Origin of the sequence: Bacillus sp. ES1-5, from assembly GCF_022487605.1 — a bacterium.
GTDB lineage: Bacteria > Bacillota > Bacilli > Bacillales > Bacillaceae_G > Bacillus_A > Bacillus_A wiedmannii.
The window spans coordinates 61,937-85,314 of the sequence record NZ_JAKVPU010000012.1; the positions used below are offsets into that span (position 1 = coordinate 61,937).

Sequence of the window (23,378 nt, forward strand, 5' to 3'; positions counted from 1 at the left end):
TCCTTGGATGAAGGGGTTTTCATGTATTATATTAACAGACCTTTATTAATATTTAATTAAGCCATTGTTAATATATTGTAAACATCCTTCATCCTATTTTTCAGTTGCTGATTTTGGTAAAACAACTGTAAATGTTGTCCCTTCCCCAACTTCACTATCCACTGTAATCGTACCGTGATGTGCCTCAACTAAATGCTTTACAATCGATAATCCAAGGCCTGTACCACCAGTATTTCTACTTCTCGCTTTATCCACTCGGTAAAAGCGTTCAAAAATACGCGGAATTTCATCTTTACTAATACCAATCCCCGTATCTGATACTTTTATATAAGCATTATATTTATCTTCTGCTAATTCTACAGAAACAACGCCTCCAGCCGGCGTATATACGATTGCGTTATTCATTAAATTAATAAAGATTTGCTTTAAACGACTTGGATCTCCAATGACCGAGACTCCTTTTAGCGCATTTACTTGTAAAGAAATTTCTTTTTCTCCTGCTTTGTTATCAAGCACCATATGAATGTCTTCAAGAAGTCCCTTCATATCAACGGTCCCCATACTCAATTTAAATCCTTGTTGCTCAATCTTTGATAAATCTAATAAATCTTCAATTAACCCTTGCATGCGTTCACTTTCTTTTAAAATAATGTGCAAGAAATGTTCGCAGAATTTTTTATTATCCATCGCTCCATCCAAGAGCGTTTCTGAAAAACCTTTAATAGAAGTAATCGGTGTCTTTAGTTCATGAGAAACATTCGCTAAAAAGTCTTTTCTCATTTGTTCTAATTTCTTTAGCTCAGTAATGTCATGGAATACAAGGACAATCCCTTTCCATTCATGGTTCGTCCCGATAATCGGTGCTCCATATACTTCGAAATGCTTTCGCTCAATTCCAAGCGGCAGCAACATTTGTTTACGCACTTTCACTTCTGTCATAAAGATTTCTTCCACGAGCTCTATAATTTCTGTATGATGAAACGACTCATAATATAAACGATCTAAATATTCTTCATCTGTTACGTGGAAAGTCTCCTTATAAGAACGGTTTACAAGGTTTATATAACCGCGGCTATCAATTAAAATCATTCCGCTTCCCATATTTTCAATTAACGTATGCAGACGATCTTGTTGCATTTCTTGCTCAAGTGTCATCTCTTGTAAATTACGGGCTAAAATATTAATCGCTTTACTCAGCATTCCCGTTTCATCCGAATGACTTTCATAAGCGCGTGCTTTATAATTTCCCTTCGCTAATTCGATAGCAACTTTCGTAACGGATTCAATCGGCCTAATATATTGCCCTGTAATTTTCATACCTAAAAATACGACTACGAGACAAGCGATAACAAATCCGATAATTAATAATCCCCACGTTTTTTGATGAACAGATTTCAAAGGCTCAATTGTACTTTTCACCAAAATGTACCCTTGTTTTCCTGCTACATCTTGAACGAACACCGCATGGTAAAATTCATTATTCTGCTCTGTTTCTTTCGTAATGACTTTATTTCTTTGTTTCGTTGTTTCAGAAGTAAGTTCTTTAATTATTCCTTGGCTAAAAGCAGACTGTTCTCCTCCGCTATATTGAACTTTCTTTTTTTCATCTACAAATGCAATAGAAGCCTGTATTTTTTCTTCTAACTTTTCAAATACATATGGATTTTTTAAAACATCATCAAAACCCTGTTCTTCTGCTAATACCGCAACATACTCTGTCTCTTTTACCATTCTCTCTTTGGCATGATCTATATAGTAGTTTTCAAACACGGTTTCCAGTAATAAACCTAGTCCAACTAAAATAAAAACAATAAGAGAAACAAATGTAAAAAGAAGCCTGGAACGAAATTTATTCATCCCCTTTTGGCTCCTCTAATTTATATCCTAAACCACGTATCGTTTTAATGTACGTCGGTTTTTTCGTATTTTGTTCAATTTTATCGCGCAAATGGCTAATATGAACGTCAACAATTCGTGTATCACCAGCAAAATCATAGTTCCATACAGCACTTAATAATTGATCACGTGTCAACACGCGACTTTTATTTTTCGCAAGATAAACAAGTAGTTCAAATTCTTTTGGTGTTAATTCAAGCTTTCTTCCTTGGAAATAAGCCTCATAAAATTCCGGCAAAATTTTAAGTTCAGCAATTGTGATGCTCTCTTCATCTGACGCTTCTTTCACTTGTTCTTCTTGTTGTAATTTCGTGCGGCGCAGAATTGCCTTCACACGCGCAACAACTTCCCTTGGGCTAAATGGCTTCGTCATATAATCATCTGCCCCAAGTTCAAGACCTAGCACCTTATCAAATTCATCATCTTTTGCTGTTAACATTAAAATAGGCGTCATAACGCGCTGCAATCGTAATTCTTTACACACTTCCATACCATCCATTTTCGGAAGCATTAAATCTAATATAATTAAATCTGGGCGTTCTGTTGTCGCTTTTTGAAGCGCCATTTCTCCATCCATCGCTGTTATCACTTCAAACCCAGCTTGTTGTAGATTAAATTCAATTAAAGTTAAGATAAATTCCTCATCATCAACTACTAAAATACGATTGTTCATTCTTTTCCTCCAAGTTATAGACTTGAAACCTTCTTCATCCTAGTATTTTCCCCGTTATTCTCATCATACTAGAAAACAAGGTCCCTCTCAATATAATTGTCTATACATGGAGCTCATTTGTACTAACATTATTCCTAAAAACAATTCCACTCGGCTTAATTAACTTGTTGTTATCCATACTTTATACACTTCTATATCGTTATTAAACTCAACATTCGTATAAATATTAAATTCTCGATTTTGTGCTAAAAAAACGCTAGAGCATACGCTATTTTATAGTCTAGTGTTTCATATCCATTAAATACTCTTCCGTACATTTCATTCGCGACCCCGTCTGCCCACACTTCAGCTTCTCTTATCGTTTCAAAGATAACGTCTTCTCTTTTCCATCTCATCTTAAAAAACCACTCCTTCAATTGACTTCAATTATCAAATCACGATATAGTAAATATTGTTAATCTAGAAATCCTAATATAAAAGATAAGGAGACTCTATTATGCGACTAGTGCTACCTATTCTATCTTTAATAGTAACGTGCATTCTTACATTCAACGCCCCAAGCTGGGACACGATTAAAACAGGTTGTTCCGATTTCGCCGAAGGATTCACACAAGGATTCTTCAACTAAAAATAGCGCTAGCCCCCTTATAGAAAGGTATGCTAGCGCTATTCATATTTTCATGTTTTAAAAATTATCTAATGCTTTTTCCATAATAGAAACCGATTTAAAAGGCGGTGTTACTGTTAAGGAACCTTTTACAACCGTTTCTCCTTTTTCATCATGAGCAGATACAAGCATATCAATTGTATGTTCCTCCTCAGAAACAGCCACAACTTCAAAGTGGATTTGTAACGTTTCATAATGGTGAACATGCTTCACGAACGTAAGGTCCTTCCTAGTAATATGACTGCCTGGACCTGGTAAATATTTCGTAACTGCCGTTGTAATCATTCCAGTTAGCATAATGCTTGGTACAATCGGCTTTTCATACGGAGTTTGGGATGCGTAATCATGCTGAATATATAATGGATTGGCATCATTCGTTAACCCTAAGTACAATAACAAATCTTTATCCTCAATTTTTTCAGTGATAGATAATTTCTCTCCTACTGTAATTTCATCCATTCTACGACCAATTTGAACTTTTTTCTTTAACATGTTACAACCCCCTCCGATTTTTTCACCTTATTATCCTACTAATAGCGATACCTTATCCGAAATTTACTATGATGAGGGCAATGTATAGTATAAATCTATAGTTTCATTATAGGATACACCAAATGATAGCGTTTTCATATTATTTCAAAAAAACATTTGAATAAATAGTAGAAAAAGATTCGGGGCCCCGAATCTTTTTCCGCTTATATTTAATTATTAAACAAGAACCTTCATAACATTACGTACAGATTCTACAGAGCGATCTAACGCTTCTCTTTCATCTGTAAGAAGTTCTAACTCAATAATTTTTTCAATTCCGTTACCACCTAGAATTACTGGTACCCCTAAGTAAAGGTCGCTATAACCATATTCACCTTCAAGGTACGCAATAGCTGGTAATACACGGCGTTGATCTTTTAAGATTGCTTCTGTCATTTCAACTAAAGAAGCAGCTGGTGCGTAATATGCACTACCGTTTCCTAATAAGCCTACAATCTCGCCGCCACCTTTACGGGTACGTTCTACGATTGCTTCTAAACGCTCTTTCGGAATTAACGTTTCTAACGGAATGCCACCTGCATAAGAATAACGTACAAGAGGTACCATATCGTCACCGTGTCCACCAAGAACAAATCCTGTAATGTCTTTCACAGAAAGATTTAATTCTTGTGCAATAAATGTACGGAAACGAGCTGTATCTAATACGCCCGATTGACCGATAACACGCTCTTTCGGGAATCCTGCTTCTTTAAATACAGAATATGTCATTGCATCAACTGGATTTGTTAATACAACAATAATCGCATTTGGTGAATGTTTTGCAATGTCGCGCGTAATACTTTTCATAATTTTAGAGTTTGTTGCTACTAAGTCATCACGGCTCATACCAGGCTTACGTGCAATACCTGCTGTAATAACGACAACGTCAGAATCAGCAGTATCTGCGTAATCAGATGTTCCAATAATGTTAGCATCAAAACCTTGTACTGGGCTCGCTTCTAACATATCTAACGCTTTCCCTTTTGTTGGATTTTCCAGTTGTGGAATGTCCACTAATACAACATCTGCAAGTTCTTTTTGCGCTAGTAAGAATGCTGTTGTTGCTCCTGTAAATCCTGCACCGATGACTGAAACTTTCTTGCGTTTGATTGTCATAATTTACCCCCCGCTTTAATTATGCGTTTTTGATTATCGCTACATCCATGTTTTTAATAAGTTCATTAGCGAACTCAGAACATTTCACTTCTGTTGCACCTTCCATTAAGCGTGCGAAATCATAAGTTACTACTTTTGAAGCAATTGTGTTCTCAACAGAAGCAGTTACTAATTGCGCAGCTTCGTTCCATCCTAAGTGCTCTAATAATAATACACCAGAAAGAAGAACTGAAGATGGGTTTACTTTGTCTAAACCTGCATATTTTGGAGCTGTACCATGTGTAGCTTCAAAGATAGCATGTCCAGTCACATAGTTAATGTTTGCACCAGGTGCAATACCAATTCCACCTACTTGTGCAGCAAGTGCATCAGAGATGTAGTCTCCGTTTAAGTTCATTGTTGCAACAACGTCGAACTCACGTGGACGAGTTAAAATTTGTTGTAAGAAGATGTCTGCAATAGAATCTTTTACGATGATTTTTCCAGCCACTTCAGCATCTGCCATCGCTTTATTCGCTGCATCTTTACCATCTTTCTCAACGATACGGTCATATTCAGCCCAAGTAAATACTTTGTCGCCGAATTCTTGTTCCGCTACTTCGTAACCCCAGTTTTTGAAAGCACCTTCTGTAAATTTCATAATGTTTCCTTTATGAACTAATGTAACAGAAGAACGTTTTTCGTTAATTGCATATTGAATTGCAGCACGAACAAGACGCTTTGTCCCTTCTTCTGAGATTGGTTTAATACCAATACCAGATGTTTCTGGGAAGCGGATTTTATTAACACCCATTGCTTCTTTTAAGAAAGCAAGAACTTTTTCTGCTTCTGGAGATCCTTGTGCATATTCAATTCCAGCATAAATGTCTTCTGTATTCTCACGGAAAATAACCATATCAGTATCTTCCGGACGTTTTACAGGTGAAGGAACACCATCAAAATAACGAACTGGACGTAGACATACATATAAATCTAATTCTTGACGAAGTGCTACGTTTAGAGAACGAATACCACCGCCAACTGGAGTTGTAAGTGGACCTTTAATCGCGATTAAATATTCACGGATTAAATTTAAAGTTTCTTCTGGTAACCACTCGCCTGTTTGGTTGAATGCTTTTTCCCCTGCAAGCACTTCTTTCCAAACGATTTTCTTCTCACCATCATAAGCTTTTTCAACTGCTGCTTCTAGTACACGAGATGCAGCTGCCCAAATATCAGGACCAATTCCATCTCCTTCGATAAATGGAATAATCGGATTGTTTGGTACATTCATAACACCATTAGTTACAGTAATTTTTTCACCTGTCGTCAATGTGATAACCCCCATGTTTGAAATTTCATATGTATGAAACTGAGGGAATAACCCCTCAGTTCAAACCGTTATTTAAATTAAAATATTCTAATCATTACGTCTTCCCTAAAAAATCAGACTTTTGAAAGCGTATTTTCACTATCAAAATAGTGTTTTTCGCTTATCGTTGTGCAATTGGAACGTACACTTGATGTGTTGGTCCATTATAATCAGCACGCGGACGGATTAAACGGTTGTTTTCATATTGTTCTAGAATATGAGCTAACCAGCCTGACATACGGCTAATTGCAAAGATAGGTGTAAATAAGTCATGGTCAATTCCTAAACAATGGTATACAGAAGCTGAATAGAAATCAACATTTGGTGGAAGACCTTTTTCTTTTGTTACAATGTCTTCAATTTTGATAGACATATTATACCATTTGTCTTCTCCTAAAAGCACGCATAATCTCTTAGACATTTCGCGTAAATGTTTTGCACGCGGATCACCCTGCTCATATACACGGTGGCCAAAGCCCATGATTTTCACTTTATTTTGAAGAGCATTATGAATATATGATTCTACATTTTCTTCTTCGCCAATTTCAGTTAGCATCTTCATTACATTTTCATTTGCCCCGCCGTGAAGAGGACCTTTTAACGCACCGATTGCTGCTGTAATACCAGAATATACATCTGAAAGTGTAGCTACACAAACACGTGCAGTAAATGTAGAAGCGTTTAACTCATGATCTGCGTGAAGTACAAGCGCCTTATCAAAAGCTTCAATTTCAACTTCATTTGGCTCGCGATCATTTAACATGTACAAGAAGTTTGCAGCTAATGATAAATCGTTTCTAGGCTCAACAACATCTAAACCTTTACGAATTCTTGCATAGGCAGCAACTAAAGTTCCCACTTGAGCCTGCAATTTAACCGCTTTCAAATAATTGGAGTTTTCATCCATAATTTCAGCGCTCTCATCGTATAATGATAGCATGGAAATTGCAGTTCGTAAAACAGACATCGGATGTGCGATTTTTAAATCTACTTGTTTCAAATATGTTAAAATCTCACCTGGAACTTTATAGTATTCCGATACAGTCTCTTTAAATTTCGCTAGTTCTTGTTCATTAGGAAGCTTGCGATGCCATAATAAGTACACTACTTCTTCAAATGTAGCATTCTCAGCTAAATCATCAATATCATACCCAACATAAGTTAATGTATCATCAATAATAGAGCTCACAGATGACGTTGTTGCTACTACCCCTTCTAAACCTCGAATAACAGTCATGACATTCTCTCCTTTTCCTGAAAATTCTCCCAACCTTGCTCCTTATATCTATTTGCTCCCCTTTTGAATTATGAACGCCCGTTCACTCTTTAGGCAAGCAAAATGCACGATCATGCAAATTTGTTGCGATGTTCCCCTCTTATGTCCATTGTCTACATGGAAAGCATGAGCGTGAATGTCTCCCCGAATCCTCACGCTCAAAACAACAAGTTAGTGAGGAAAATTAATTCCGAAGAGTTTTATGATAAAAACAACATAAAACAATATCATTATAAAATTGTTTTATGTTGTTTTTATTTTATCTGGTGTAAAGTCTCTGCTGTTATGTAACTTTTCAAAGTTTCTAATCCTATTATAAACAATTATCTGACTTTTGTGAACAGAAAGAATTCAAAAAATTTATATTACTATAAAATTTCTTATTTAAACATCTGTATAATACTCATAACTGCATAGGCAATTCCAGCTCCAATTAATGGACCTACAGCAACTCCATTAAATAAAGCAACCGCTATAATTGTCCCGAAAACGAGCGCAGTTGTAATATGAGGATCCGTCGTCAATAATTGTACGCCGCCTTTCGCTAACAAAGCAACCGCTACCCCTGAAGCTAAAGCAATCCATGCATAGTACGATTTCGCCGCTTCTCCAAGTTGTTTAAAACCTATTTCCCCCGTTGCAATCGGTACGAGTACTGCTATTGTAATAACCGTTACACCGAGGTTAATCCCTTTCGTTTGTAGATAAGGAAAGACTTTATCTCCTAGGAACGTAAATTTCAATAAAAATAACACACCAATGGCTACAGTAAGCGATTGGTTTTTAGCAACAAGTCCTATAATAAGTAGTATGAATAAAAATAACGTTGACTGACTAATCATGTTTGCACTTCCTTTCTGAAAATAATGAACTCATTTCCAAACAAAAATACCTTTAAACCTATCGTTATACATGCTATATCGATGTATATTCAACAATAACCACTTCATTTTTTATGTATTTTAAAATGACAAACTGAGACTTTCATCATCAAAATTTTAAGCATGTATACAATTTTGAAAACGATTGTCTCTCCTTTCTTTTCTAATGAGAAACAGGTAAAATAAAAAGAAGAGAAAATGAAGTTTTTACCATATAGTAGAAGCATTAACACCAAGCTTTTACAGTCACTCATGTACTGAAAAAGCAGGGAAAATCCATCATTCCACTATAACATAAAGTGAAACTTTAATCAGTGGCGGCACACTCGTTATAAGTTGAACGAATTAGGATAATCCAAATTGGAATGGGAGGTATACATCTTTGAACCGAAACTTACTATATATGATATTGCGACTCATATTTGTCATTGTAGCAACGGTAGCCGGGTTCTATGCATTACTATATATGTCAGGACTTATCTACCCTTTTATTATCGCTTTCGCATTTGCTTATTTGATTAATCCCGTCGTCAATTTCCTTAATCAAAAACTACAATTCCCTCGCGCACTAGCAGTACTCGTTAGCTTAATTCTCGTATTCGGAGCTATCGTCGGGCTCGTTACATATCTTGTAACGGAAGCAATATCTGCCACAACATACTTACTACAACTTGTTACAGTAAAGTTTCCGGATATCGTTAAATTCGCAGAGCAATTTGCACTTAATCATATTATGCCTCTCTATGATGATTTAATTTCTAAATTTAATCATCTTGGGGAACCACAGCGCTATACGATTACACAAAACATTCAAAACTTAGGAACCGAAGCAACGACGCAAATGAAAGAACTTCTAACTGCTATTATAAGCGGGTTAACAAATTTCATTAGTGCATTACCAACAACTTTAACTGTCCTTGTATTCGTTTTATTAGCCACTTTCTTCATTAGTTACGATTGGCACCTTCTTGCTCAGAAAGTAAGAAAATTTTTGCCGAATCGTGTTCATGGCTATGGAAAAACTATTTTTGTCGATTTAAGAAAAGCTTTATTTGGTTTTGTTAAAGCGCAACTTACACTCGTATCTATGACAACTGTTATTGTACTAATCGGACTGTTAATATTGCGCGTACCATATGCCATCACTATCGCGATTATTACAGGAGTTGTAGATTTACTCCCGTATTTAGGAACAGGCGCCGTCTTCGTTCCTTGGGTTATATACGTATTTTTCACTGGCGACACTGCTTTCGCCATCGGTCTTCTCATCTTATACATCGTCGTGATTGTCCAAAGACAAATTATGGAGCCTAAAGTACTTTCATCTAATATCGGCCTCGATCCATTAGCAACACTGATTGCTCTATTTGTCGGCTTTAAGCTTTTTGGCTTTTTAGGATTAATCATCGGTCCAGTCATCTTAGTACTACTTAATACATTGCACAAAGCTCGTGTATTCCATGATTTGTGGAAATATATTAAAGGCTCACCTTCAAAATAATAGTTTCTAATTCATATACAACAAAAAACTTACATGTAATCAGTGGGAATTTCCCACTGATTATTCCTTATACTTATTTTTCACACTCATTACATACAACAAGAGAATCCCCTAGAAAAAGGATAATACTCTTGTTTTTTTGCATAGAAAACGCATATTCCGAGGTATTTTTACATATTTATTCTACTATTTTTATAATTATTACTTACATTTATTACTTTTTATGTAAATGAATAAATATACAAAATGGTATAAAATAAGACTTAAACTAACAATTTTCCTGTTCGTATCTAACTTTTCCATACCAATTGATTCTTTTTATATGCAAAAACCAGCTTGAGTTCACATGAATTTCCCTACAGCATACTCGGTAAGAACTACCTACATATCCAATCGAAAAATACATAGCAAATATAATAAGGCAAAACTACGATTAGTAAGGATTTTGCCCACCACCGATTATTAACTTTCACCAACCAGACTTATATGAGCAGTCTGATTTCCACGTAACTCCTTCGCATTCACCAAATTGTAAGGCATGATACAACAAAACTTTAATTAACAGAACTTCATCCATCTCCCATCCTTTTGCGGGCAAAAAAAAAATAGTGCTTAGATTGCTATAATCTAAGCACTATTTCTGCACAATAATAGTAGAACTCTTTCTAAACTTCCATTCCATCCACTTCATAACAAATGGCTTCAACAAAGCCCTCGTCATAGGGATAACGAAGATCAAACCTATTATATCCGTTACGTATCCAGGAAGTACCAAAAGAATACCTCCTACAAAGATAAAAATACCATCCAGTACCGCTCCTCCTGGCATTTCTCCTCTATTCAACTTAGATTGAATCTCTCTAAGCACTTTAAATCCTTGTCTTTTCGCCAAATAGACACCTACAACACCCGTAAATATAATCATGGCGAACGTAGACCATAAACCTATTACATGACTCGATCCAATTAAGACTGTAATCTCAATCGCCGGTATTAAAATAAACAAGAATAGTAACCATTTCATAGTTCTACACTCCTCTCACGCATCACTTTAAACGAACCCAGAGCCCCCATATACACTACACAAAAACTAAACACCTTTCCCTATTGAAGCTCGTAACAAACGGCTTCTAAACGCAATTCCAGGCGTTTCAAGCTGGATCCACCTCGTTTTTGTGTAAAAAAAAGAGAAGGACTCCGATCCTTCTCTTCGTATTACTTATAGCACTTCCGCATGTCCATTATAAACAATTCCGCGTGCTGCATCAACTGTTACTTCTTGGCCATTTTTTAAAGTTGCTGTTACGCCGTTTACACCAACGATAACAGGAATACCGATTGATACACCTACAACAGCCGCGTGGCTTGTTAGACCGCCTTCTTCTACAACTAGAGCAGCAGCTTTTTCGATTGCAGGAATCATATCTTTATCAGTGCTTGTTGTAACAAGGATATCACCTTTGTTTACGTTCGCTACAGCTTCAGCAGCTGTTTTCGCTACAACTACTTTACCTTTTGCAGCTTTACGACCGATTCCTTGTCCTTTCGCAACTTCTTCACCAACAACATGGATTTTCATTAAGTTTGTTGTACCAGTTTCAGCAACTGGAACACCAGCAGTGATTACTACAGTGTCTCCAAGTCCAATTAGACCTGCATCCATACCTGTTTGAATTGCAGTATCTAACATTTCGTCAGTAGACGCTGCACGTTTTCCAGCCATAAATGCTTGTACACCCCAAACAAGTGCAAGACGACGTCCTACTTGCTCGTCAGATGTTACAGCTACGATTGGAGATTTCGGACGGTATTTAGAGATCATTTTCGCAGTATGTCCACTTTCTGTTGGAGCTACGATTGCAGCTACATCAAGAGCAAGCGCTGTATGCGCAACAGATTGGCTAATTGCATCTGTAATTGTTGGAGTGAACTCTTTAATACGTTTTTTGAACATATCTTCATATTGTAATGATTTTTCAACACGTACTGCAATGTTAGCCATCATTGTTACTGATTCTACTGGGTATTGACCAGCAGCTGTTTCACCTGAAAGCATGATTGCATCTGTACCATCGAAGATTGCGTTAGCTACGTCACTTGCTTCCGCACGAGTTGGACGTGGGTTACGTTGCATAGAATCTAACATTTGTGTCGCAGTAATAACTGGTTTACCTAACACGTTACATTTTTTGATTAGACGTTTTTGCACTAATGGTACTTCTTCTGGTGGAATTTCTACACCCATATCACCACGAGCTACCATTAAACCGTCAGAAACTTCTAAGATTGAATCGATGTTATCGATACCCTCTTGGTTTTCGATTTTTGGTACGATTTGGATGTATTGAGCGTTATGCCCTTCTAATAATTCACGGATTTCTAATACGTCAGATGCTTTACGTACGAATGAAGCTGCGATGAAATCAACTTTTTGCTCGATACCGAAAACGATATCTTTTACGTCTTTTTCAGTGATACCAGGAAGCTTAATGCTTACGTTTGGTACGTTAACACCTTTTTTATTTTTTACAGTTCCGCTGTTTAAAACTTTTGTACGGATGTTTCCGTCAGCTTTTTCGATTACTTCTAGTTCAATAAGACCGTCATCGATTAGAATACGAGAACCTGGGTCTACATCGTCATAAAGACCAGCATAAGATACAGAGAACTTCTCTGCAGTACCTAATACTTGCTCAGTAGAAAGAACTACTTCCGCACCTGTTACAAGCTCAGCTTGTCCGTCTACGAAGTCGTGAGTACGGATTTCTGGACCTTTTGTATCAAGTAAAATACCAACTGTTTTACCAGTTTTCTTTGAAGCTTCACGAATGTTTTTAATACGAGCGCCGTGCTCTTCATGGCTACCATGAGAGAAGTTTAAACGAGCAACGTTCATACCCGCTTCGATTAATTGTTCTAATTTCTCAATACTTTCACTAGCAGGACCTATAGTACATACAATTTTAGTTTTACGCATATTGCACCTCCGAAAATTATGAAACCGTTCCCAAATATCCGACATTAAGCCGATTAGATGGATAATTCTTTAGATAATTGATACATATCTTTATCGATTGTATGCTTTTGAGCTAACGCTTCGATAATATCATGATCAACAAGTTTATTATCTTGAATACCTACACAACGTCCACCTCTACCAGCAATTAACAATTCAACTGCTCTTGCGCCAAGACGACTTGCTAATACACGGTCTTGTGCACTTGGTGATCCACCACGTTGTACGTGACCTAATACAGTTACACGAGTATCAAAGTTTGTTGCTTCTTCAATGTGCTTACCGATGTCAATTGCACTTCCAACACCTTCAGCCACAATGATAATACTGTGTTTTTTACCACGTTCACTACCGCGCTTCAGACGAGCAATAACATCTTCCATGTCATACTCTTCTTCTGGAATTAAGATTGTTTCGGCACCATCAGCTAAACCAGCCCATAATGCGATATCTCCAGCATGACGTCCCATTACTTCAATAACATATGTACGTTCATGAGACGTAGCTGTGTCACGAATTTTATCAATTGCATCAATAACAGTATTTAAAGCTGTATCGAAACCAATTGTGAAGTCTGTTCCAGGAATATCATTGTCGATTGTACCCGGTACACCAACACATGGGAATCCTTGTTCAGTTAATTTTTTAGCACCTTGGTAAGAGCCATCTCCACCAATAACAACAAGTCCTTCGATACCGTGTTTCTTTAATTGCTCGATACCTTTTAGTCGTACTTCTGGATCTTTAAACTCAGGACATCTTGCTGTATATAATTTCGTACCACCACGGTGGATAATATCGCCAACAGAACCAAGTTCTAATTTTTCAATATGACCAGAAATTAAACCAGCGTATCCATGGTAAATACCATATACTTCAATATCATGGAAAATCGCTTTACGAACAACTGCACGAATGGCAGCATTCATACCAGGTGAATCTCCACCACTTGTTAATACACCAATACGTTTCATTTGTACTCACCTCATAAAGATTATTTGCCTTATAATAAAATAACACGAAAAAATATAAAAACACAATGGAGAAGATGTGTCTTTTCATAATAAAAACGTGCATTCGCGAAGAGGAACGCACGCTTTTATTATTTTATCCCAATGGAAGCGTTTGAAAACGAAACTTGCCCAATTTTCATATATTTTTCATAACGTTTTTCGATTAATTCATCTTTCGAAATTCCGCTTAATTGTTCAAAAGTTTTCTTAAGCATTAAATCTATATTTTCTGATTGTTTTAAAATATTACGATGCGCTCCACCTTTTGCCTCTGGAATAATTTCGTCAATTACACCTAATTCCTTCAAATCTAATGCTGTAATTTTCATCGCTTCTGCAGCTTCTTTTGCTTTACCAGCGTCTTTCCAAAGAATTGCCGCCGCACCCTCTGGTGTAATAACAGAATACGTGGAATTTTCCAGCATATGAATGTAATCTCCTACTCCAAGACCTAACGCACCACCACTACCACCTTCACCGATAACAATACAAATAACAGGGACAGTTAAACCCGCCATTTCAAATAAATTACGGGCAATCGCCTCACTTTGTCCACGTTCTTCAGCTGCTTTACCAGGATAAGCTCCCTTCGTATCGATGAAACAAATAATAGGACGATTAAACTTTTCCGCTTGTTTCATTAGACGCAGTGCTTTTCGATATCCTTCTGGATGAGGCATCCCAAAATTACGACGAATATTTTCTTTCGTATCTTTTCCGCGTTGGTGCCCAATTACAGTTACAGGCATCCCTTTATATTTCGCAATGCCGCCGACAATCGCTGCATCGTCGCCAAATAGGCGATCTCCATGACATTCAAAAAAATTAGTAAATAAGTGCTCAATATAATCGAGCGTTGTCGGTCGTTCTGCATGACGAGCAATTTGAACACGGTCCCATACTTTCATATTGCCGTATATATCTTCCTCTAATTTTTCTAGCTTGTCTTCCAAAATACGAATCTCCTCACTGAAGTCCATCTGGCTGTTTTTCGTATAGTCTTTCAGTTCACGAATCTTATTTCTTAGCTCAACAACCGGTTTCTCAAATTCTAGCTCTGCCATACAGCCATTTCCCCTCCTTGATGAACTTCTAAAATCTTACGGAGCGATTCTCTCATATCATCACGATGCACAACCGCATCTAATTGACCATGGTCTAGTAAGAATTCTGCCGTTTGGAAATCTTCCGGTAGTTTCTCACGCACAGTTTGTTCAATTACACGTCTACCGGCAAATCCGATAAGCGCACCTGGTTCTGCAAGATTATAATCACCAAGTGAAGCGAAACTCGCTGAAACCCCGCCCGTCGTTGGGTGAGTCATAACAGAAATAAATAACCCTCCTGCATTACTATGCTTTTTCAAAGCTACGCTTGTTTTTGCCATTTGCATTAAACTTAATATCCCTTCTTGCATACGGGCACCACCCGACGCAGTAAAGATAATAAATGGAACTTGTAAGTCGTATGCTTTTTCAACTGCACGGGCAATTTTCTCTCCTACAACAGAGCCCATGCTACCCATTCGAAAACGAGAATCCATTACTGCAACAACAACAAGCATGTCATCAATTGTTCCTTCACCAGTTACAACCGCTTCGTTCAATTCAGTCTTCTTACGATCGCTCTCTAGCTTCTCTTCGTATCCTGGAAACTCGAGTGGATTTAATGAAACCATTTCTTTGTCATACTCACGGAATGACCCTTCATCCAATATACTATCAAGACGTTCCCATGCATTCATAGGATGATGATATCCACAATTCACACATACTTTTAAATTTTTTAGAAGCTCTTTCGTATACATGATTTTTTTACAATTCGGACATTTCGTCATAACGCCATCCGGTACATCTTTTCGTACTTGTTCTGAAGGTATTGCAGCGTACTTTTTCTTTTTCACGAATAAATCTCTTAGCACAATTTGACCCCCTTCATTGAGAGCTAAGGTTAGCGCAAGAAGAAAATTGGGCTAACACCAAAGTTTGATGTTAGCCTTATCTTCTCAATCTGTCTAATAACCTCACTCTTTACGTTTAACTTTAACCGCTACGCGATAGAATGTTTGTCATAACGTGTCATGGTCATTTCGACAAATTTTATACATTACGAGTGAAACTGTATATTCTCTACTAATTCATCGTAAATTTTTAGTGCATCATTTTCTTGTTTTTCTTCCAAAGTAGCATAAAGCTTTCTATACATATCGATAGAATCTCCTGAAACTTCACAAGAAAGAGTTGATACGTAATCATTTACGATCATCCAAATGCGATATAGTAAATAATTATCGACTTGTTCAATGAGTGTTTTAAAGAACGTTTGATGAAGCATCGGAATTGAGTTTTCATTTTCTTCAAGCACTTGATTTAATTTTCTTAGCACTTTAGAAAACGTTTCTTTCGGTAAATTACATACAATTCGAATCATATCTTTCTCAAGCAATCGTTTTGTTTGTAATAAATCACGAATTGTTTTCTCATCTTGCAGCAAGAACGGCGCAATCAATTGTACAAGACCGTTATCGTAAAAGTTTCGAATAAACGTACCTTCACCACGTCTCGTTTCAATCAATCCTACCAGTTCTAAAGCACGCAATGCTTCTCTTACAGAGGAACGCCCTACGTTTAAACGTGAACTTAACTCACGCTCAGACGGCAAACGATCCCCCGCCACCAATCCATCTTCTTCCATAATGGAACGGATTTTTTTTACAATTTCGAGATATACTTTTGTATTTGATGATGTCAATGGAAATTCCTCGCTTATTCTTTACCAATCAGCGCTAATTGTTTTGTTTTCTCAGCAATCTCATTTGGGTCTACTTGACGGCGAGCTACTCCTGTCTCCATTGCAGCTTTCGCAACGTAAGATGCCACTTGAGGCGCTACACGCGCGTCAAACGGTGCCGGAATGATATAATCTGCATTCAACTCATCTTCTGCTACAAGCTCAGCAATAGCCTGTACAGCTGCCATCTTCATTTCTTCGTTAATTTGTGTCGCATGTACGTCAAGTGCACCACGGAAAATACCAGGGAACGCTAGTACATTATTTACTTGGTTCGCGAAGTCAGAACGACCCGTTCCAACAACAGCTGCGCCCGCTGCTTTTGCCAATTCTGGCATAATTTCTGGAACTGGATTCGCCATTGCAAAAATAATTGCATCGTCATTCATTGTACGAACCATCTCTTCTGTTAATGCACCTTCTGCAGATACACCAATGAATACGTCCGCACCTTGTACAACGTCAGCTAAAGAACCTTCGATACGATTCTTATTTGTATATTTTGCAACTTCATCCTTCACCGGATTCATACCTGTAGGACGACCATCATAGATTGCGCCTTTACGGTCACACATAATAATGTCGCGTACACCATAGCGATATAAAAGTTTAATAATTGCAATACCTGCTGCACCTGCGCCATTTGCGACAACTTTAATATCAGACATTTTCTTTCCAACTAATTTTAGCGCGTTCACAAGACCTGCTACTGTTACGATAGCTGTTCCGTGTTGATCATCATGGAAGATAGGAATATTTGTTTCTTTTTTCAAACGTTCTTCAATAATGAAGCAGTTTGGTGCTGCGATATCCTCTAAGTTAACGCCGCCAAAAGTTGGCTCCATTAATTTTACAGTTTCAACAATTTTATCTACATCGTTTGTATTTAAGGCAATTGGGAATGCATCTACACCAGCAAAGCTCTTGAATAATACAGCTTTACCTTCCATTACTGGAAGAGATGCTTCAGGTCCAATGTTACCAAGACCAAGTACAGCCGTGCCATCTGTCACAACTGCTACCATATTTCCCTTCATCGTATATTCATATACCTTACTTTTATCGTCATAAATTTCTTTACAAGGTTCTGCAACCCCTGGAGAATATGCAAGACTTAAATCTTTTGCATTTTCTACTTTTACTTTTGATACAGTTTCTAATTTTCCTTGATGCACTTTATGCATGTGAAGTGCTTCTTCACGAAGTGTTGACAAACTATCCACTCTCCTCAAATTATTCTAGCTGATATCAATTTCTCCAAGTGGTCTGACCACGAACACTACTACTATAATAATCGAAGTGTAGGGAAATTGTCCATTATATTTTCACAACCACATTTTCTTCCCCGACAATTTCACGAAGTGCTCCTAAACATTCTTCACTTGGATGAATCGATAAACTTCGAGATAATTGTACCATTTTATGTTCCTTTTCATAATAAATTAGTACTTTCGCAAAACCTGAATAGTCAAACAATATTTTAGTAACCTGATTTAAAAGCTTTTTCTCATACTGAGACGGCAATTTCACGTAAACAGATGCGTCTTTCTTTTCTTCATACACATCCATTTCTTCTAATGGATATAGTCCATTTACAATCCATTGTAACTTATGATTTCTTAGCTCAATCATGCCGTCAACTAAAATAATTGCTCCTTCTTGTAACTTATCTGAGAAATGTATATACGTTTCAGGGAAAAGAACTGCTTCCATTTCATCATTTTGATCACAAAATGTAATAAACGCCATCTTTTGTAACTTTTTCGTACGAATCACTCTCACGCTTGTTATATACACGATAGCCCTTTGTACTTTTTTCTTATGTCGCATTGCCTGAGCGAGAGATGGAATTTCTAATTCTTTCGCTAACTTTACATACTGCGCTGTCGGATAGCTTGATAAATAAAAGCCTAATGCTTCCTTTTCTTTATTTAACTGTTCAATAAAAGAGAGCTCTTCTCCTTGTACGTATTTTGATTTCGGAACAGCATCTCCTAAATCACGCGCAAGATTTGCGTACTCTAACGCTCCTTTAAGGCTTTTCCATAAATTTGTTCTCGAAACACCAAAATCGTCAAAACACCCCGACCAGACGAACGCCTCTAAATTTCGCTCTGTTACAAACTTTGATGGCATGCGAAGACAAAATTCAAATAAATCTTCAAACATTTTTTTCTCTCGTTCTTCAAGTAATGCTGTCACTGTAGCCATTCCGATGTTTCGAATGGAAAGTAAGCTGTAACGTATCGCATTGCCTTCTATTTGGAAATTGTAACCACTTCTCTGAAGAGACGGCGGCAAAACATGAAAACCTTTTCGCTTCGTTTCTCGTATATACTGTACAATCTTATCTTCATTTCCAATTGCACTTGATAATAATGCTGTCATAAATTCCAGCGTATAATTCGCTTTTAAGTAAGCAAGCTGGTACCCAATCATACTGTAAGCTACAGCGTGACTTCGGTTAAAACCGTAATTCGCAAATCTTACAATTAAATCATAAATTTTCTCTGCAGATGTCTCATCATAACCATTTTGTAAACAACCTTGTACAAAATGCTTACGTTCTTGATCTAAAATATCACGATTTTTTTTACTCACTGCACGGCGTAATAAATCTGCTTCTCCGAGCGAGAATCCTGCTAATTTCGACGCAATTTGCATAATTTGTTCTTGGTATACAATTACACCGTACGTTCTTTCTAAAATTGGCTTTAAGTCCGGATGTAAATATTCAATTTTTCTTTTTCCATGCTTTGATTCAATAAAGGTCGGAATTTGTTCCATTGGTCCTGGTCTATATAACGAGTTAACAGCGACAATATCTTCGAATTCATTCGGTTTTAACCCACGAAGTACATTTCGCATACCACCTGATTCAAGCTGGAATACACCTGTTGTATCCCCTCTACCTAACAATTGGAACGTCTTTTCATCTTGAAGTGGTAAATTTCTTAAATCAATTTGTGTCCCCGTCTTTTTCACGATAAACTTTATAATATTTTCAAGTAACGTTAAATTACGTAATCCTAAAAAGTCCATCTTTAACAAACCAAGTTCTTCTAATGCATCAGCTGGATATTGCGTAACATACACATCGTTATGCCCTTCTTGAATTGCAACACTTCCTGTTAACGGCTCTTGGCTCATAATAACGCCAGCTGCATGAATAGACGTATGACGTGGTAAGCCTTCTACACGTTTTGCAATTTCAAACACACGCTCATGTAACAGATTCCCTTGTATGAACTCACGGAGTGATTGCGATTCCTCATATGCATCCTTTAACGTTATACCGAGCTTTGATGGGATAAGTTTTGAGAATATGTCAATATCTCGCGGTGGAACCCCCATTACACGCGCAATATCTCTAATTGCCGCTTTCGCCGCAAGCGTCCCAAACGTTACAATTTGTGCAACACGAAGCTGACCATATTTATCTTTCACATATCGAATCATCTCATCACGTCTTATATCTGGAAAATCGATATCAATATCTGGAAGCGTCACACGTTCAGGGTTTAAAAATCTTTCAAATAATAAATCGTATTCAATCGGATCAATATCCGTAATTTCTAATACGTAAGAAACGAGTGAACCAGCTGCCGATCCACGTCCTGGTCCTGTTAAAATATGATTTTCATGCGCATACTTCATAAAATCCCATACGATGAGGAAATAATCACTAAACCCCATACTAGAAATAACGTTTAATTCATGATTCAAACGCTTTATATGTACTTCTTTCGGCGTACCATATCGTTTCTGCAACCCTTCTTCACAAACACGGCGTAAATACATATCATTCGTCTCGTTAGCTGGAACAGGAAATTTCGGTAATTGATTTATATGAAACGGTATTTCTACTCTGCAACGTTCTGCAATTTCTACTGTATTGTAAATCGCCTCTTCTACATGAGAAAATAGTGCTTCCATTTCATCTGATGATTTTAAATAATATTGATCTGTTTTCAGCCTCGGCCTATCTGGATCCGTCATTTTCGATCCACTTTCAACAGATAATAAGCACTCATGAACAAGTGCGTCACTTTGATTGATGTAGCGTACATCGTTTGTTGCAACGACTGGAACATTTATCCTACTCATAAATGCAGGTAATTTCTCTTGCAGCAACAGCTCATCTTGAATCGCATGATGCTGCAAACTCATATAAAAATTGCCGAACATGCTTTGATACATGCGAGCTACTTCTTCAGCTTCACTCTCTTTGTCTTCTAATAATAATTGTTCAATTTCCCCATCTTTACCTGGTGAAATAGCAATTAATCCTTTCGCATAATGGGCAAGCCACTTTTTCGGAATACCTTCTTTTGACTTCGTCATAATGCTACTAGAAATCTTTAATAAATTTTGATAGCCTATTTCATTTTCAGCAAGTAAAACAAGCGGATAAGATTTTTCGTCTTCTTCACTAAAAATAGAAGCTGTTAAGCCGATAATAGGCTGTATACCATGTTTCTTACATGCTTTATAAAACGGAATAACGCCATACATAACATTTTCATCCGTAATAGCGAGTGATGAAAAACCAAGTTCTTTCGCCCTGACTACAAGCTCATCAATTTTACAAGCACTTTTTAATAAACTAAAAACGGTTTGACATTGTAAATGCACAAACTTCACTGTTGTACCCTCTCTTTACCAATTTGACTACTTTTATTATAGGTGATGAGGAAAGCGGAAATCAAAACATACTTCTTATACTTTGTCCATATATATGAAGAAGAAAGGGGAATGACGATGGATGTAAGAGAACACACTTTTTTCTCTCTGCTTATTATTAGTTATTTTATTGCCTTTGGGGTTATACTCGGTGGCTCATTAATTGGCGGCTTTGGTGCATTTCTTATCGGAAAACCAACTCTAACTTACATTAATCAATTCGCCCAAAATTTAAGAATTTGGGCACTCGTCGCAGCAATTGGCGGAACATTTGATACTTTTTATAGCTTTGAAAGAAGTTTCTTTGGCGGAGATATGAAAGATATTGTAAAACAAATTCTCCTTATTTTTTTCGCAACGGGTGGTATGCAAACAGGTCTTACTATTATTAAATGGCTAACGCAGGAACATGTATGAGAGTACCAAGTGCCAATACAGCAAAAAAATGGTATTTAGTTTTAGCTGGTGCTGCTGTTGGAGGCGTGTTGAGCTGGTTTGTTTTTTTGTACATATACGGTGTTTTTCAAGAAGAACAAGCTAGTAAAATAGCAGAGCAACGAGAAATTATTGAAAAACAAGAAGCAAAGCTCCACGTCCTTCTCGAAGATCAAGAAAAATTGAATACAGAAAATAAACGACTCTTAACTATTCAAGAGATTAAAATAAAAATAATCAATCGAGAAAAATACGATTTAGACAATCTTACACTCGAAAATATGACCACTTCTATCCATAATGACCTCCAGCATCTTTTAACGAAAAACATTCAAAGTATCGCAAAAAATAAAGACCTACTCAAAAAAGCAATCGAAAATAAAACGTATAAACATTACGATCGTCTATATCGTTTTAAAGTTGATACAATATCTTTTGATACCGTGCTTGAAATTAGCATTGCTATAGAGAAAGAAAAATAAAGAAGGAGGGCTTTAGCGCCTCTCCTTCTTTTCGTTCTAACATATACTCTCTTATTTACAAATCTCACGTAAATCAGCAAACAGACGATCCGCTTCTTCCCAAGAAGATGCTTTTGCACCAGAAGCCATCGGATGCCCTCCGCCATTATATTGCATCGCTAATTTATTTATCACTGGTCCTTTTGAGCGAAGACGAACACGAATCACATCGTCTTCCTCTAAAAATAGAACCCACGACTTTAATCCATCAATATTACCAAGTGCTCCAACAACGCCAGATGCCTCAGAAGGAAGTACATCAAACTTTTCTAATACTTCTTTCGTTAATTTAATGTAAGCTGCTCCTTCTTCTACCATCGTAAAGTTTTGTAAAATATAGCCGTTTAAACGAGCAATCTTTTCTTTCGTCTTATACATTTCATTGTATAAATCTGTGAACTTCACATCCATATCAACAAGCTCACTCACGTAACGAAGTGTTTTCGCTGTTGTATTCGGGAATAAGAAACGACCTGTATCCCCAACAATACCCGCTAAAATAAGACGAGCTGCTTCTTTCGTTATCTGTAATCCTTTATCTTTTCCATAACTGTAAAACTCATAAATCATTTCACTTGTAGAACTTGCTTTCGTATCTACCCACGTAATATCTCCGTACGGATCTTCATTCGGATGATGATCAATTTTAATTAACATCTTCCCTTTTGCATAGCGTTGATCGTCAACACGTTCTTGGTTCGCAGTATCACATACGATAACAAGTGCATTTTCATATACACTATCTTCAATATCATCCATTACTCGTAAATATTCTAGTGACGGTTCATTGTACCCAACCGTATAAATATTTTTCTCTGGAAACGATTCTTGTAGAATTGTACCAAGACCGCCCTGTGAACCTAATGCATCTGGATCTGGACGCACATGACGATGAATAATAATTGTATCAAACTCTTTAATTGCTCCTAAAATTTGCTCATGCATATGTATAATCTCCTTTTTACTCAATTTCTTCACTTTAACGTGCAGTAAAAGCCCAATTGGTGCGGGCAAATCATTAGCGTAGA

Annotated in this window: 20 protein-coding genes and 1 pseudogene; 4 read left to right on the forward strand and 17 right to left on the reverse strand. The window is 37.0% G+C overall.

Annotated elements, in window-relative coordinates:
• Nucleotides 1–93: 93 nt before the first annotated feature.
• The 3 genes and pseudogenes from phoR to MKO96_RS26235 form a co-directional block, all read right to left on the reverse strand.
• Nucleotides 94–1,857, reverse strand: coding sequence for a sensory box histidine kinase PhoR (phoR, locus tag MKO96_RS26225; RefSeq protein ID WP_001032126.1), 1,764 nt, complete (start codon nucleotides 1,855–1,857; stop codon nucleotides 94–96).
• Nucleotides 1,850–2,569, reverse strand: coding sequence for a two-component system response regulator PhoP (gene phoP, locus MKO96_RS26230; RefSeq protein WP_001065222.1), 720 nt, complete (start codon nucleotides 2,567–2,569; stop codon nucleotides 1,850–1,852). Before phoP ends, phoR begins: the two co-directional genes overlap by 8 nt.
• 159 nt (nucleotides 2,570–2,728) lie before the next feature.
• Nucleotides 2,729–2,964 (reverse strand): annotated as a pseudogene (locus MKO96_RS26235) (hypothetical protein).
• 101 nt (nucleotides 2,965–3,065) lie between these two features.
• Here MKO96_RS26235 and MKO96_RS29435 point away from each other — a divergent pair.
• On the forward strand, nucleotides 3,066–3,197 hold the full coding sequence (locus tag MKO96_RS29435) for a hypothetical protein (protein ID WP_001241581.1): 132 nt from the start codon (nucleotides 3,066–3,068) through the stop codon (nucleotides 3,195–3,197).
• Between the two features lie 57 nt (nucleotides 3,198–3,254).
• Here the strand turns inward: MKO96_RS29435 and MKO96_RS26240 are convergent, their stop codons facing one another.
• From MKO96_RS26240 to MKO96_RS26260, 5 genes are all read right to left on the reverse strand, one after another.
• The gene (locus MKO96_RS26240; RefSeq protein WP_000914190.1) at nucleotides 3,255–3,728 is read right to left on the reverse strand and encodes a MaoC family dehydratase; all 474 of its coding nucleotides are present in this window, start codon (nucleotides 3,726–3,728) and stop codon (nucleotides 3,255–3,257) included.
• 216 nt (nucleotides 3,729–3,944) lie between these two features.
• Entirely contained in the window at nucleotides 3,945–4,883 is a 939-nt protein-coding gene (gene mdh, locus MKO96_RS26245; protein WP_000153236.1) for a malate dehydrogenase, read from the reverse strand.
• A gap of 19 nt (nucleotides 4,884–4,902) precedes the next feature.
• A complete protein-coding gene (gene icd, locus MKO96_RS26250) occupies nucleotides 4,903–6,195 on the reverse strand; it encodes an NADP-dependent isocitrate dehydrogenase (protein WP_048562141.1) in 1,293 nt (430 codons plus the stop codon).
• Between the two features lie 160 nt (nucleotides 6,196–6,355).
• Nucleotides 6,356–7,504 carry a citrate synthase gene (citZ, locus tag MKO96_RS26255; RefSeq protein WP_240589140.1) on the reverse strand — a complete coding sequence of 383 codons (1,149 nt, stop codon included), beginning with the start codon at nucleotides 7,502–7,504 and terminating at the stop codon, nucleotides 6,356–6,358.
• Nucleotides 7,505–7,890: 386 nt separating this feature from the next.
• Nucleotides 7,891–8,352, reverse strand: coding sequence for a DUF441 domain-containing protein (locus MKO96_RS26260; protein ID WP_000625511.1), 462 nt, complete (start codon nucleotides 8,350–8,352; stop codon nucleotides 7,891–7,893).
• A 421-nt stretch (nucleotides 8,353–8,773) separates the two neighbouring features.
• On the opposite strand from MKO96_RS26260, the gene ytvI reads away from it, so the two are divergent.
• On the forward strand, nucleotides 8,774–9,892 hold the full coding sequence (gene ytvI / locus MKO96_RS26265) for a sporulation integral membrane protein YtvI (RefSeq protein WP_240589141.1): 1,119 nt from the start codon (nucleotides 8,774–8,776) through the stop codon (nucleotides 9,890–9,892).
• A 634-nt stretch (nucleotides 9,893–10,526) separates the two neighbouring features.
• Here ytvI and MKO96_RS26270 read toward each other — a convergent pair.
• The 8 genes from MKO96_RS26270 to dnaE all read right to left on the reverse strand — a co-directional run bounded on the left by MKO96_RS26270 (nucleotide 10,527) and on the right by dnaE (nucleotide 21,355).
• A complete protein-coding gene (locus MKO96_RS26270) occupies nucleotides 10,527–10,916 on the reverse strand; it encodes an FxsA family protein (protein ID WP_087982329.1) in 390 nt (129 codons plus the stop codon).
• A 195-nt stretch (nucleotides 10,917–11,111) separates the two neighbouring features.
• A complete protein-coding gene (gene pyk, locus MKO96_RS26275; RefSeq protein WP_087982331.1) occupies nucleotides 11,112–12,869 on the reverse strand; it encodes a pyruvate kinase in 1,758 nt (585 codons plus the stop codon).
• A gap of 53 nt (nucleotides 12,870–12,922) precedes the next feature.
• Entirely contained in the window at nucleotides 12,923–13,882 is a 960-nt protein-coding gene (pfkA, locus tag MKO96_RS26280; RefSeq protein ID WP_000821162.1) for a 6-phosphofructokinase, read from the reverse strand.
• 128 nt (nucleotides 13,883–14,010) lie between these two features.
• The gene (accA, locus tag MKO96_RS26285; RefSeq protein ID WP_000818786.1) at nucleotides 14,011–14,985 is read right to left on the reverse strand and encodes an acetyl-CoA carboxylase carboxyl transferase subunit alpha; all 975 of its coding nucleotides are present in this window, start codon (nucleotides 14,983–14,985) and stop codon (nucleotides 14,011–14,013) included.
• Nucleotides 14,973–15,842 (reverse strand): acetyl-CoA carboxylase, carboxyltransferase subunit beta, encoded by an 870-nt coding sequence (accD, locus tag MKO96_RS26290; protein ID WP_087982333.1) that lies wholly within the window; start codon nucleotides 15,840–15,842, stop codon nucleotides 14,973–14,975. Before accD ends, accA begins: the two co-directional genes overlap by 13 nt.
• Before the next feature lie 185 nt (nucleotides 15,843–16,027).
• A complete protein-coding gene (locus MKO96_RS26295) occupies nucleotides 16,028–16,672 on the reverse strand; it encodes a FadR/GntR family transcriptional regulator (RefSeq protein WP_000204434.1) in 645 nt (214 codons plus the stop codon).
• A 14-nt stretch (nucleotides 16,673–16,686) separates the two neighbouring features.
• Complete coding sequence (ystJ, locus tag MKO96_RS26300) at nucleotides 16,687–17,895, reverse strand: NADP-dependent malic enzyme (protein WP_170957615.1); 1,209 nt, start codon at nucleotides 17,893–17,895, stop codon at nucleotides 16,687–16,689.
• Nucleotides 17,896–18,028: 133 nt separating this feature from the next.
• Complete coding sequence (dnaE, locus tag MKO96_RS26305) at nucleotides 18,029–21,355, reverse strand: DNA polymerase III subunit alpha (RefSeq protein WP_240589142.1); 3,327 nt, start codon at nucleotides 21,353–21,355, stop codon at nucleotides 18,029–18,031.
• A gap of 42 nt (nucleotides 21,356–21,397) precedes the next feature.
• On the opposite strand from dnaE, the gene ytrH reads away from it, so the two are divergent.
• Together ytrH and ytrI are read left to right on the forward strand one after the other, a co-directional pair.
• Nucleotides 21,398–21,811, forward strand: coding sequence for a sporulation membrane protein YtrH (gene ytrH / locus MKO96_RS26310; protein ID WP_073516695.1), 414 nt, complete (start codon nucleotides 21,398–21,400; stop codon nucleotides 21,809–21,811).
• A complete protein-coding gene (ytrI, locus tag MKO96_RS26315) occupies nucleotides 21,808–22,311 on the forward strand; it encodes a sporulation membrane protein YtrI (protein ID WP_001265727.1) in 504 nt (167 codons plus the stop codon). The genes ytrH and ytrI overlap by 4 nt, the downstream gene beginning before the upstream one ends.
• 51 nt (nucleotides 22,312–22,362) lie before the next feature.
• On the opposite strand, the gene MKO96_RS26320 is transcribed toward ytrI, so the two are convergent.
• On the reverse strand, nucleotides 22,363–23,295 hold the full coding sequence (locus MKO96_RS26320; RefSeq protein WP_240589143.1) for a DHH family phosphoesterase: 933 nt from the start codon (nucleotides 23,293–23,295) through the stop codon (nucleotides 22,363–22,365).
• Nucleotides 23,296–23,378 lie beyond the last annotated feature (83 nt).

Excerpts from the sequence above, each read along its gene's own strand:
- phoR (WP_001032126.1), bottom strand. The coding sequence starts at position 1,857 with ATGAATAAATTTCGTTCCAGGCTTCTTTTTACATTTGTTTCTCTTATT.
- phoP (WP_001065222.1), bottom strand. The coding sequence starts at position 2,569 with ATGAACAATCGTATTTTAGTAGTTGATGATGAGGAATTTATCTTAACT.
- MKO96_RS29435 (WP_001241581.1), top strand. The coding sequence starts at position 3,066 with ATGCGACTAGTGCTACCTATTCTATCTTTAATAGTAACGTGCATTCTT.
- MKO96_RS26240 (WP_000914190.1), bottom strand. The coding sequence starts at position 3,728 with ATGTTAAAGAAAAAAGTTCAAATTGGTCGTAGAATGGATGAAATTACA.
- mdh (WP_000153236.1), bottom strand. The coding sequence starts at position 4,883 with ATGACAATCAAACGCAAGAAAGTTTCAGTCATCGGTGCAGGATTTACA.
- MKO96_RS26260 (WP_000625511.1), bottom strand. The coding sequence starts at position 8,352 with ATGATTAGTCAGTCAACGTTATTTTTATTCATACTACTTATTATAGGA.
- MKO96_RS26270 (WP_087982329.1), bottom strand. The coding sequence starts at position 10,916 with ATGAAATGGTTACTATTCTTGTTTATTTTAATACCGGCGATTGAGATT.
- pyk (WP_087982331.1), bottom strand. The coding sequence starts at position 12,869 with ATGCGTAAAACTAAAATTGTATGTACTATAGGTCCTGCTAGTGAAAGT.
- pfkA (WP_000821162.1), bottom strand. The coding sequence starts at position 13,882 with ATGAAACGTATTGGTGTATTAACAAGTGGTGGAGATTCACCTGGTATG.
- accA (WP_000818786.1), bottom strand. The coding sequence starts at position 14,985 with ATGGCAGAGCTAGAATTTGAGAAACCGGTTGTTGAGCTAAGAAATAAG.
- ystJ (WP_170957615.1), bottom strand. The coding sequence starts at position 17,895 with ATGCATAAAGTGCATCAAGGAAAATTAGAAACTGTATCAAAAGTAAAA.
- ytrI (WP_001265727.1), top strand. The coding sequence starts at position 21,808 with ATGAGAGTACCAAGTGCCAATACAGCAAAAAAATGGTATTTAGTTTTA.
- MKO96_RS26320 (WP_240589143.1), bottom strand. The coding sequence starts at position 23,295 with ATGCATGAGCAAATTTTAGGAGCAATTAAAGAGTTTGATACAATTATT.